The organism is Pantoea sp. GABEPS69 (assembly GCF_045780835.1).
Classification (GTDB): domain Bacteria; phylum Pseudomonadota; class Gammaproteobacteria; order Enterobacterales; family Enterobacteriaceae; genus Pantoea; species Pantoea septica.
On record NZ_CP118618.1, the window covers coordinates 650,124 to 661,922 of the forward strand.

12 protein-coding genes are annotated in these 11,799 nt (G+C 58.1%); 8 read left to right on the plus strand and 4 right to left on the minus strand.

Going from position 1 to position 11,799, the window contains the following annotated elements; all coding sequences use genetic code 11:
- Positions 1 to 66: 66 nt before the first annotated feature.
- The 3 genes from PVE98_RS03165 to PVE98_RS03175 all read right to left on the minus strand — a co-directional run bounded on the left by PVE98_RS03165 (position 67) and on the right by PVE98_RS03175 (position 4,281).
- Complete coding sequence (locus PVE98_RS03165; RefSeq protein WP_033752351.1) at positions 67 to 1,725, minus strand: alpha,alpha-trehalase; 1,659 nt, start codon at positions 1,723 to 1,725, stop codon at positions 67 to 69.
- Between the two features lie 382 nt (positions 1,726 to 2,107).
- Entirely contained in the window at positions 2,108 to 3,208 is a 1,101-nt protein-coding gene (locus tag PVE98_RS03170) for an NADH:flavin oxidoreductase/NADH oxidase (protein ID WP_096073781.1), read from the minus strand.
- A gap of 218 nt (positions 3,209 to 3,426) precedes the next feature.
- A complete protein-coding gene (locus PVE98_RS03175) occupies positions 3,427 to 4,281 on the minus strand; it encodes an SDR family oxidoreductase (RefSeq protein WP_033752346.1) in 855 nt (284 codons plus the stop codon).
- A 103-nt stretch (positions 4,282 to 4,384) separates the two neighbouring features.
- On the opposite strand from PVE98_RS03175, the gene PVE98_RS03180 reads away from it, so the two are divergent.
- From PVE98_RS03180 to PVE98_RS03215, 8 genes are all read left to right on the plus strand, one after another.
- Positions 4,385 to 4,756, plus strand: a complete 372-nt coding sequence (locus tag PVE98_RS03180; RefSeq protein WP_033752343.1) for a helix-turn-helix domain-containing protein — start codon at positions 4,385 to 4,387, stop codon at positions 4,754 to 4,756.
- A gap of 658 nt (positions 4,757 to 5,414) precedes the next feature.
- A complete protein-coding gene (locus PVE98_RS03185; protein ID WP_033752340.1) occupies positions 5,415 to 6,839 on the plus strand; it encodes a cytochrome ubiquinol oxidase subunit I in 1,425 nt (474 codons plus the stop codon).
- A 1-nt stretch (position 6,840) separates the two neighbouring features.
- Positions 6,841 to 7,845, plus strand: a complete 1,005-nt coding sequence (gene cydB / locus PVE98_RS03190) for a cytochrome d ubiquinol oxidase subunit II (RefSeq protein ID WP_033752337.1) — start codon at positions 6,841 to 6,843, stop codon at positions 7,843 to 7,845.
- A gap of 1 nt (position 7,846) precedes the next feature.
- Entirely contained in the window at positions 7,847 to 8,014 is a 168-nt protein-coding gene (locus PVE98_RS03195) for a DUF2474 domain-containing protein (RefSeq protein ID WP_065426289.1), read from the plus strand.
- Between the two features lie 441 nt (positions 8,015 to 8,455).
- Entirely contained in the window at positions 8,456 to 9,322 is an 867-nt protein-coding gene (locus tag PVE98_RS03200) for a helix-turn-helix domain-containing protein (RefSeq protein WP_033752335.1), read from the plus strand.
- 185 nt (positions 9,323 to 9,507) lie between these two features.
- Positions 9,508 to 9,711, plus strand: coding sequence for a hypothetical protein (locus PVE98_RS03205; RefSeq protein WP_033752333.1), 204 nt, complete (start codon positions 9,508 to 9,510; stop codon positions 9,709 to 9,711).
- Positions 9,712 to 9,941: 230 nt separating this feature from the next.
- On the plus strand, positions 9,942 to 10,733 hold the full coding sequence (locus PVE98_RS03210; RefSeq protein ID WP_096073779.1) for a siderophore-interacting protein: 792 nt from the start codon (positions 9,942 to 9,944) through the stop codon (positions 10,731 to 10,733).
- A gap of 81 nt (positions 10,734 to 10,814) precedes the next feature.
- Positions 10,815 to 11,351, plus strand: coding sequence for a PadR family transcriptional regulator (locus tag PVE98_RS03215; protein WP_033752328.1), 537 nt, complete (start codon positions 10,815 to 10,817; stop codon positions 11,349 to 11,351).
- 10 nt (positions 11,352 to 11,361) lie between these two features.
- Here PVE98_RS03215 and PVE98_RS03220 read toward each other — a convergent pair whose 3' ends face one another.
- Positions 11,362 to 11,649, minus strand: a complete 288-nt coding sequence (locus PVE98_RS03220) for a SelT/SelW/SelH family protein (protein WP_033752326.1) — start codon at positions 11,647 to 11,649, stop codon at positions 11,362 to 11,364.
- Positions 11,650 to 11,799: the final 150 nt, after the last annotated feature.

Here is an 11,799-nt window from a genome sequence, read left to right on the forward strand (position 1 = left end):
TAAAAGCGCGTCAGGGACGCGCTAAACGCCTTTTTTGCATAAGCTTTGCGCCAGCGCGGAAATGCGCTAGTTGACCATCAGATGGCCATACATCGCCATCAGGCGACGCGTGACGCCGTTGGTCCAGCCGAAGCCGTCCTGCAGCGGATATTCGCCGCCGCCGCCGGGACGGGCGCGATCGCCGCTGATGTCATATTTCTCTACCAGCTTATGGTGCAGCTGATAGAAATTGTTCACCGTAGTAAGCCAGTTGACCGCGATCTCCGTCGCCAGCGTCTCTTCACCGTACTGGTTGAGTCCAATAATCGCCATCCACTGCAGCGGCGCCCAGCCGTTGGGTTTGTCCCACTGCTCGCCGCTTTCAACCATTGAAGCGACCAGACCGCCGCTGGTAAGCAGCAGCTGACGCAGCGCGATAGCCTGCAGGTGCGCCTGTTTCGGCGTGGCAAGGCCGACAAACAGCGGCACCACGGCGGCGGCGGTAAAGGCGCCGAAGCGCTCGCGGCGCCAGTCGTAGTCGCGATAGACGCCCGCCGTGCTGTCCCACAGGTAGCGGTTAATCGCACGTTTGCGCGCTTCCGCCTTCTTCTGCCACGCCAGCGCGGTCAGCTCTTCGCCTTTCGCATGGGAGAGCGTGGCGATCATCAGCTCCAGCTTGTAGAGAAACGCGTTCAAATCGATCGGAATGAACTGCGTGGTGCGAATGCTGGCCAGCCGTTTGGGATCGCGCAGCCAGCGGGAAGAGTAGTCCCAGCCGGATGCCGCGCCCGCGCGCAGATCGCGATACACTTCGCTCGCCGGTCGGCTGGAATGACGCGCCGTCTCGACATCTTCAATCCAGGACTCGTCACGCGGCGTATCGCGGTCGTCCCAGTAGCGGTTCAGCAGCGAGCCGTCAGCCATACGCACCACGTGGCGGTAGGCCTGACGCGGCATCAGCGCGCCCGCGCCGTCCATCCAGAACTGATACTCTTTCATCAGCTGGTCGAGATAGCGTTTCGCGCCGCGCACGCCATCTTCTTCAAACAGCTCGACCATCAGCGCGAACACCGGTGGCTGTGAGCGGCTCAGGTAGTAGGTGCGGTTGCCGTTGGGAATATGGCCGTAGTTGTCGATCAGCCACGCGAAATTGTCCGCCATATGGCGCAGCAAATCGTCGCGTCCACTCTCCGCCAGGCCAAGCATGGTGAAGTAGGAGTCCCAGTAGTAAGTCTCGCCGAAGCGGCCGCCGGGCACCACGTAAGGTTTCGGCAGCGGCAGCAGAGAAGAATGCGGCAAATGCTGCTGCGGCATTTTGGTTAACACCGGCCACAGCGCATCGATATGCTCGTTCAGCGTTTTATCTGGATTCGAAACGTAAAAACTTTCGTTTATCGCCGGTAAATAAAAATGGTCCGCCACAAAGCGCGCCAGATCGAAATCGCGGCTGCGTTTCTGACGACGATAACGCATTAAAACGTCCAGCGGATCGTATTTAGGCGAGCAGTCGGGAAAGGTTTTGCTGTCTTCGAAGATGCGCGACATCTGCACATGCTCGAACAGCTCCATGTAGCGATCGGCAGGCGTGAGCGCGTCTGGCGCCGGTAAGCCTTCAATCAGCTCCGGTTCCGGCTCGGAATCCTGCATACGATCAAGCTTGAGCTCGTGGGGATCGTATTGATACTCAACTTCCGCCCCTTTGCGAACCTCATCGAATGCGTTGAGTTGCTGGCGATAAGTATTAATAGCGGCCTCCTGGAGTCTGAGGGTTTCATAAAAGAAAAATTATAGACTTATGGCAGGCGCAAACAACAATGCAGAATATCTATGAACGTAATAAAAATTGTCTATCAATGGGTTATTTAGCGGAATTGCTCTGGTTATCAAGTAAATAACGCGCTGCGCTTAAAACATCTATTTAGGAGTAATCTTTCAAGAACAGAAATAAATCGCGGAGAGTTGAAAAAAAGCGGCAAAAATTGACAAAAACCGACGTTGCCGTTGCGCTGTGGGTTGAGCAATTTGTGGCATTTTTGCGCAATTAACGGCGGTGCCCTCCAGCGAGGGCACCAGGATTAGCGAGAAATTGTCCGCCCCAGAAAACAGGCGGCGTCGCTTGTCGCAAGCTTTACTCGCTTACGCGATAGCGCTCCAGCCAGTGCGCGTACGGTGCAGGCAGCACCCATGACGGCTGCGGCTTGTCGAGCGCCAGCGCCGCCTGATAAGGCCAGTGCGGGTTCTTCAGGTGTGCGCGGCCTACCATCACCAGATCAAGCTGGCCTTTCTCGACGGTGGCGTTGGCGATCTGCGGCGCATCAATGCCCCACGCAGAGGCGACGGCGATATCCGCTTCGCGGCGAATGCGCTCGGCAATCGGCGCAAGGAAAGCCGGCGTGCCCCACGGAATATTGGCGTCCGGCGTGGAGAAGCCGACGCTGACGCTCAGCAGATCCAGACCGTTGGCGCGCCAGTAGCGCGTCAGGTCGATGGCTTCAGCCAGCGTCTCTTCGTCGCGGCCGTCATACTCCAGCACGCCGAAGCGCGCAGTCAGCGGCAGGTTTTCCGGCCAGACTTCGCGCACCGCGTCGAAGGTTTCGCGCAGGAAGCGGCTGCGGCCTGTGGCGTCGCCGCCGTACTGGTCGGTGCGCTGGTTGGCGTGCACCGAGAAAAAGCTCTGTGCCAGATAGCCGTGCGCGAAGTGCAGCTCCAGCCACTCATAGCCTGCCTCGCGCGCGCGGATAGCCGCCTGCACGAAGTCGTTGCGCACGCGCGCGATATCGTCGAGCGTCATGGCGCGCGGCACCTGCGGCAGATTGTTGCCGAAGGCGACAGCGGAAGGCGAAATCGTCTCCCAGCCGCGTCCGTCGTCAGCCGCGATATGGTCGTCGCCTTCCCAGGGTTTATTGGCGCTCGCTTTACGGCCGGCATGGCCGATCTGAATGCCCGGCACGGCGCCCGCCGCTTTGATCGCCTGCGCGACCTGCGCCAGCCCTTCGGCCTGCGCGTCATTCCATAAGCCCAGACAGCCGGGGGTGATGCGGCCTTCCGGCGAAACGGCGGTCGCTTCGACAATCACCAGGCTCGCGCCGCCGCGCGCCAGCGCCGCGTAGTGCACGCGATGCCAGTCGTTGATCAGGCCCTGCTCGGCGCTGTACTGGCACATAGGCGGCACCGCGATGCGGTTGCGCAGCGTCACGTCTTTCAGACGAAATTCAGAAAACAGAGACATAGCACCCTCTTGGTCATGTGGTATTTCAGCCGCAGGTATTCCCGTCTGAGCGCACCGCCGAAGTGCCACAGGCGATGTCGAAGAGGGGAATATCAGAACCGATTCGCCGTGCAATGTACCCTGAGACTTCTCCCGCAGCCTACGCTCCCTGTGCTGCGTCAGAGACGCGACGCGGATGGACTCGAGCGTCGAACCCGCGGCGCGCTCCGGTTTTCGCCTTATTTCGCCAGCGTCGCCTTAATGACCTCCTGATAAGGCGTGGTGGCGCGACCGATCAGTTTGCTCAGGCTGCGCGAGTCGTCGAACAGGCCGCCCTGCGACGCGCCCTTGTCGGAATCCGCCAGCATCTCCGCCAGGCCGTCCGGCAGACCGGCGCCTTTTAGCGCGGCGGCGAATTCAGCTTCTGAAAGATTAACGTAATCCACTTTTTCGCCGGACTGGCGCGCAATCTCTGTGGCGAATTCCGCCAGCGTATAGCTGTCGTCGCCCGCCAGCTCATAGACTTTGCCTGCCTGATCGTCGCGGCTGATTACCTCTGCCGCTGCTTCGGCATAGTCGCGACGCGCGGCGGAAGCGATACGGCCTCCACCGGCCGCGCCGATAAAGGCGTGATGCGTCAGCGCAGGCGCAATGCTGGCCGCATAGTTCTCGGTGTACCAGCCGTTGCGCAGCAGCGCGTAAGGAATGCCCGACGCCTGAAGCTGCGCCTCGGTGGCGCGGTGTTCTACGCCAAGGCCGAGCGGCGAGCTATCGGCATGCAGCAGGCTGGTATAGGCAATAAATTTCACATTCGCGGATTTGGCCGCATTGATGATCGCCTGATGCTGGGCTTCGCGCTGACCCACTTCGCTGCCGGAGATCAGCAGCAGCTTGTCCACGCCGGAAAAGGCTGACATCAGGGTATCCGGCTGGCTGTAGTCCGCCTTACGCACCGTCACGCCTTTCGCCGCCAGGTCTGCGGCTTTTTCCGGCGAGCGCACGGCGGCGACGATCTGCTCTGCCGGCACTTTTTTCAGCAGGGCTTCAATAACCAGACGGCCTAACTGGCCGGTTGCGCCTGTCACTGCAATCATTTTCTCTCTCCTTTGCGTTTGTCGTTGTCGAAAGCAAGAGTAGGATATAAGCTAACTTTTCGTAAGTACTTACAACTTTGTTAGTTTAGAGAAAAGAGATTAAATGTCTGAAAAGATAAGTGAAAAATTTAGCCGCGGCGAACTGCTCAACGTCAACTGCCCGTCGCGCGAGGTGCTTAAGCGCGTTACCAGCCGCTGGAGCGTGCTGATTTTTCTCGCGCTGCGTAATGACACACTGCGCTTTAGCGAACTGCGCCGCGCGGTCGGCGGCGTCAGCGAGCGCATGCTGGCGCAGACGCTGCGCCATATGGAAGAAGATGGCTTCGTCGAGCGCATCGCCTATAACGTCGTGCCGCCGCACGTAGAATATCGCCTGACGCCGCTCGGCCGCGAGCTGGAAGGGCAGGTGGTCGGCCTGGCGGACTGGCTGGAACTCAACGTGGACCGGATTCTGGCGCAGCGGGAAAAAGCCTGACGGCGCGCTCCCGTACGGCCACGCGCGAGCAGGCGATGGGGCGCGGGCAATATTCGTCCTGAATAAAAAGCGGCGCTGATTCATTTATTCCCGCTGCGCAACCTCTGATTGTTATTAACAACTTTATTTCATGTTTGCGCAGCGGGTTAATTAAGCGTGACGGAAATAGCGATAATGGCCAGAGGTGATAAGTCACGTTTTTTAAACGTAACGCCTTAAAAAGAATTCTTAATGGCCTAAATGCCTAATTTACTTTCATTAAGCGCCGCGCCGAACCGCAAAATTGACCGCTTTTCAGCTGTGGGTATAGATAAAATAACATGCCTAAACAGGGCGTTGCGCCAGGAAAGAGGCGCCGCGCCGCCTGGGTTCTCCTCCGCTGTAATCACGCAACAATAAATAACAAAGATGTCACATTGATGCCTCTGAATTAACCTAAAGTATCGCGTTAAAATAGGTAATTGCGGACAAAAACAATGACCAAAATCAAAAAACGCTGTTATAGTTTTTGCATCCCAGACTGTTTCTGTTTGTCAGGCGCGAGTTCTTATAAATTCGCGTCAGCAATTGGCTTAAGCGCAGCGTAAATATTAACGCTGTGCTTTAGTTGTTAACTATAAGTAAATATATGGTGTTATATGTGGCAACGAGGTAAGCAATGTTCGGATTAGACGCCTTTCACCTGGCCAGGATACAGTTCGCGTTTACTGTCTCCTTTCATATCCTTTTTCCCGCCATTACCATCGGTCTCGCCAGCTTTCTGGCCGTGCTCGAAGGGATGTGGCTGAAAAGTCGTAACGAAACCTATCGCGATCTCTATCACTTCTGGTCCAAAGTCTTCGCCGTTAACTTTGGTATGGGCGTGGTCTCGGGTCTGGTGATGGCCTATCAGTTCGGTACCAACTGGAGCGGCTTCTCGCAGTTCGCGGGCAGTATTACCGGTCCGTTGCTCACCTATGAAGTCCTGACCGCCTTCTTCCTTGAAGCGGGCTTCCTCGGCGTGATGCTGTTCGGCTGGAACCGCGTCGGTCCGGGTCTGCACTTTTTCGCGACCTGTATGGTGGCGCTCGGCACCCTGATCTCCACCTTCTGGATCCTCGCCTCTAACAGCTGGATGCATACGCCGCAGGGCTACCTGATCCAGAACGGAATTGTGGTGCCGGAGGACTGGTTTAAAATCATCTTCAACCCGTCGTTCCCCTATCGCCTGTTCCATATGTCGGTGGCGGCGTTCCTCGCCAGCGCCTTCTTTGTCGGCGCCTCCGGCGCATGGCATCTGCTGCGCGGCAACGACAACCCGGCGATCCGCAAGATGTTCTCGATGGCGCTGTGGATGGCGCTGATCGTCGCGCCGATTCAGGCGATGATCGGCGATGCGCACGGTCTGAACACCCTTGAGCATCAGCCGGCGAAAATCGCCGCGATTGAAGGCCACTGGGAGAACCCGCCGGGCGAAGCGACGCCGCTGATCCTGTTCGGTATCCCGGATATGGATGAAGAGCGCACCAAATACGCGGTGGAAATTCCCTATCTCGGCAGTTTGATTCTGACCCACAGCCTCGATAAGCAGGTGCCGGCGCTGAAGACCTTCCCGAAAGAGGATCGTCCTAACTCGCTGATTATCTTCTGGTCGTTCCGCGTGATGGTGGCGATGGGGCTGCTGATGATTACGCTCGGCGTGGTCAGCCTGTGGCTGCGCTATAAAGGCCGTCTCTATCAGTCGCGTCCGTTCCTGTGGTTTGCTTTGCTGATGGGGCCGTCTGGCTTGATCGCGCTGCTGGCAGGCTGGTTCACCACGGAAATTGGCCGTCAGCCGTGGGTGGTATACGGCGTGCAGCGCACTATCGACGCGGTTTCCGGTCATGGCGATCTGCATATGAGCATCAGCCTGCTGGCCTTTATCGTGGTTTACTCCGCGGTGTTTGGCGTAGGTTACGTCTATATGGTGCGCTTGATTAAGAAAGGCCCGCTTACCGGCGAAGGTAAGGATGTGCGTCACGGCGGTCCAGGCCACGGCAAGACCCCGGCTCGTCCGCTCTCTGCGGCCCATGAAAGTCTGAACGATCCGCAGGAGGGAAAATAAAATGATCGATTTTTCCATTATCTGGTTCGCGATTATTGTTTTCGCCACCCTGATGTACATCGTCATGGACGGTTTCGATCTCGGTATCGGCCTGCTGTTTCCCTTTAACAAGGACGCGGTCGAGCGCGACATGATGGTGAATACCGTCGCGCCGGTCTGGGACGGTAACGAGACCTGGCTGGTGCTGGGCGGCGCGGGCCTGTATGGCGCCTTCCCGCTGGCCTATTCAGTGATTGCCGATGCGCTCTCTATTCCGCTGACGGCGATGCTGATCGGTCTGATCTTCCGCGGCGTTGCCTTCGAGTTCCGCTTTAAGGCGACCGAGACGCACCGCGCATTTTGGGACAAGTCGTTCGTTGCCGGTTCTGTGCTTGCGACCTTTAGCCAGGGCGTGGCGGTCGGCGCGATGCTCGACGGCATTAAGGTGACGGGCCGTCATTTCAGCGGCTCGGCGATGGACTGGCTGGCGCCGTTCCCGCTGTTCTGCGGCGTGGGTCTGGTTATCGCCTATGCGCTGCTGGGCTGTACCTGGCTGATTATGAAAACCGAGAACGAGCTGCATCGTAAGATGTCTGCGCTGGCGACGCCGCTGGTGATCGCGCTGCTGGTGGTTGTCGGCATTATCAGTCTCTGGACGCCGTTCAGCCATGACGCCATCGCGCAGCGCTGGTTTACCCGTCCAAACCTTTACTGGTTCCTGCCGGTTCCGGTGCTGGTGCTGCTCTGCTCGTGGGGCATTGTGCGCGCCATTAAGCGCGAGGCGCACTATTCGCCGTTCCTGCTGACGCTGGCGCTGATTTTCCTTGGCTTCTCTGGCCTGGGCATTAGCGTATGGCCGAATATTATTCCGCCTTCGGTGACTATCTGGCAGGCGGCGTCGCCGGCGATTAGCCAGGCCTTTATGCTGGTGGGCAGTTTGTTAATTATTCCGATGATCCTGGGCTACACCTTCTGGAGCTACTACGTGTTCCGTGGGAAAGTCAAAGCAGACGAAGGATACCATTGATATGCGAACCGAGGTCGGCAGCGTGAAAAACCACAAGGAACCCAAAGCCCCGTTGTGGAAACGCATTCTGTGGCTGGTGGTGATCTATGGAGCAAGCGTGCTGGCGCTCGGCGTCGTGGCCACGCTGTTCCGGATGATGATGACAGCGGCAGGGATGCGCAGCCACTAGTGGTTTCTGGTTGATGATGAAGGCTGGCTCTGCCAGCCTTTTTTTATGCTGGTGTGAATGTCGGAGTGGATGCGGATGGCATGGACCGAAGAGCATCCGGGGTTTTAGCCTTGTAAAAACCGCACAGATATTGAAACGCGGAGGGCATGGACCGAAGAGCAAAGCGTCCCGCGACAGGGATGTCGCGGGACGAGCGAGCAGGGATGCGTAAAGCGACTTTGCGATCGGGCCATGCCATCCGCGTCTGCACCAGCACCGCACCATCATCCATAATAAGCAGGCCGACTTTGCCAGCCTTTTCTGTTCGGTTTTCTGGCTAAACATTAAGTGCCTTTTACCCGCGCTTTGCTTACGCTTCCTTTACCCTTCCTTACATGCGGAAGGCATTTTTGTTATGATTATGTGACTAATCTCGCAATACTTTCTACGATCCGCACCGAAATGCTCAGCCTGAACGTTAAAAAACAGTACATCAGCGATCTGGTGGACTGGATTGAGGCGAATCTGACCGACGATCTTAATATCGATCTGATTACCCTGAAATCCGGCTACTCCAAATGGCACATGCAGCGCATGTTCAAAGAGATGACCGGCCAGACGCTGGCGGCCTATACGCGCAAGCGTCGTCTCACCATGTCCGCTATGGCGCTGCGGCTGACCCGCATGCCGCTGATCGACATCGCGGTGCGTTTTGGCTTTGATAACCAGCAGAACTTCACCCGCGTCTTCAAAAGTCACTTCTCGCTTACGCCGGGCGCCTTCCGCCGCGTGCCTGACCTGCAGCTGCAAAGCTTTCATGGGCCTATCTCCGTATATGGCGAAATGCTGCAGGCGCAGCTGGTGGAGCGCGATGAACTGCAGCTGCGCGGCGAACTGATCGAATGGGAGTGCAAATTCGGCGACTACGTGCGCGACCATGCGCAAACTGTCGCGCAGCAGGCGCGCCACTTCGTGCAGCTGGCCGCGCCCCACGTCGAGCGCGGCTGGCTCGGCTTTCAGTACGGCCCGGGCAGCTCGGCGGCGGAGCAGCAGCATATCAGCCTGTTCCAGGCGCTGGAGAGCCAGCACGCCGACATTCTGGGATCGCAAATCGTCAACTGGACCTCGGCGCGCGGCCTCTACGCCACCTTTCCCTGGCAGGGCGCGCCCGAGCAGCTGACGCGCTTTATCGCCGATCTCTACTACGTGCATCTGCCCGCGCTGGGCGTCGCGCGCCGGCAGGGCAAAGATCTGCTGCGACTGGATATGAAAGCCTCGACGCCGGATGCGCTGGTGGGGCTCTTCTCGATACCGGTCGCCCAGAGCTGAAAACGGCTTTTCGTGCGGTGAAATGTGATAAACCGCACGATTTTATAAAATAGATGCGCTTTCTGGCGTAAAATTCCTGCCTTAACCCGGAAGCCATGCGGATATCGTGCATTTGGCCTGCCGGACTGGATATTCATCTGCCTTTCAGGTTCATTCCGAACCAGACAGTTAAAACGACGACAATCATGAAACTTTCTACGCTGTTCCTTGCTACGGCGCTTGCTGCGTTGCCGCTTTTCGCCAGCGCCCAGATGGCTGAACCCTTTACGCCGCCTGCCGGCCTGCACCCGCATGCCCAGCCGACCCAGCACGAAATCCTGGGCGACAATGCGCTGCCGCAGCAGTCGCAAAAACAGTTCAGCTCAGACGTGTTAAACGACAACGTCTGATTGCCACGCGCGCTCATTCGGCGCGCGCCTTCGCTTTATCCCTTCTTTTACCGCTGTGCAGGCGTTTGCCCGCGCAGGTTTTCGGCTGTGCGAAAACAGCACAATCCATCCTTGCGCGTAAGATATATCATGAGTAATCTGAGCGTCTCAAATGAGAATCATTTCTAAAATATCTCACGTAATGACGTTTGCAGCCGAAGGCGCTGGCCAGCTGCGTAACAGGAGAACTTATGCATTCCGACAACCGAGCCTCCCGCAGCCGCGCGCCGCAGCGCGTGCGCAACGAGCTGCGTTTCCGTCGCATCAGCGTCGCCAGCAAAACGCTCGTCGCCGGTGAATTCTGGCGCGTGGTGTTTCACGGCAGCGATCTTGCAGGCTTCGCTTCGCCAGGCTTTGACGACCATATCAAACTCTTTTTCCCGCAGGAGAGCGGCGCGGAGTTGCCGCTGCCGCAGATGACCGACGAAGGCGTGGTCTGGGCGAATGGCGCTCGTCCGCCGGCGCGCGACTACACGCCGCTCGCCTTTGACGGCGAATCATCGCTGACCATCGATTTCTACATCCATGAGGGCGGCGTCGCCAGCGGCTGGGCGCAGCAGGCGCAAGAGGGCGATCGGTTAATTATCGGCGGCCCGCGCGGCTCGCTGGTGGTGCCGACCGACTACGCGTTTCAGCTCTACGTCTGCGACGAAACCAGCCTGCCGGCCTTTAAGCGCCGCGTGGCGACTGCCGAGGCGCAGGAGATTCATCTGTTTGCCTGCGTGGATGAGGCGACCGGCCGCGACTACCTGCCAGATCTGGCCGGCGTGAATGTGCACTGGCTCGGCAGCGGCGTCGCGCAGTCGGGTAAGCTTGAGGCGCTAATTGCCGAGCTGGATAACATCAGGCTGCCGCAGGAGGATTACTTTATCTGGCTGACCGGCGAAGGCGCGTTCGCGAAAGCGCTCGGCGACTACTTTGTCGAACGTCGCGGCCTGGATGCCGCCCAGGTGCGCGCCGTCGCTTACTGGCACGCCAGATAGACTGCTGCCGCCGCCCGTGTTGAATTTTGCCAGGCGGCGGACTACTATCATCCTCCCGTAAAAACTCCCTTCAGGCAGGCAATGAAACAGGATCCGGCTTTCTCGTGTCACCAGGATTCCGCTGCGCGCGGTGAATGCGGCGGTCGTCGCAAACGTCGTGAGAAGATGCTGGATGCCAGCGATATCCGCCTGTTAATGCTGCACTTCCTCGCGCAAAACGATGCGCACGGCTATGAGCTGATCAAGTCGATCGAAGAGCTTTCCAGAGGGGAATATTCTCCCAGCCCCGGCATTATTTACCCCAACCTGACGCTGCTGGAAGAGATGGACGCTATCCGCGTGGTGGACGCGCAGGCGTCGCGCAAGGCCTATACGTTGAATGCGGCAGGGCGCGCGCGGCTGGCTGAACAGCAGGCGCATATCGCGCACCTTATCGAGCGTCTCTCGTCGCTGGCGGTGTTGGTTAACAACCGCAGCCTTCCCGACGTCGATCGGGCGATTCATCGCATACGCACCACGCTCAATAGCCGCCTGTCGCAGCAAGATATCTCGGCTGAAACGCTGGAAAAGGTGGTCGAAGCGCTGAATGCGGCGGCGGATAAAATCGCCGCCAGCTAACGCCGCTGCCTCAGGGCTTCTTCTTGTCTACATGACCCAGCGAACGCTCCGGGAAGCAGAGATCGCGCACGCGCTGCTTCAGCGCCGCCGCATCGGGAAAACCGCCGTCGCGCTTACGCTCCCAGAGCGTCTCGTTATCAAGGGTAATAACAAAAATGCCGCCGGTGCCCGGCTTGAGCGTCACCGCCGACAGGTCGTCCGCGAAGGTTTGCAGCAGCTCCTGCGCCATCCAGGCGGAGCGCAGCAGCCAGTTGCACTGCGTGCAGTAGTGAATGGTGACGGACGGTTTCTCAGTCATAGGGTTTCCGTAGCGAAAAAAGAGAAGAGCGCACGGCGCAGCTTGGCAATTCGTGCGGTGTAAGATACATCTTACTCTAAAGCTAGTTGATAATGATTACCACTTACATTACATTTCTGGCGAAATTATTCCTATAAAAATGACGTTTCT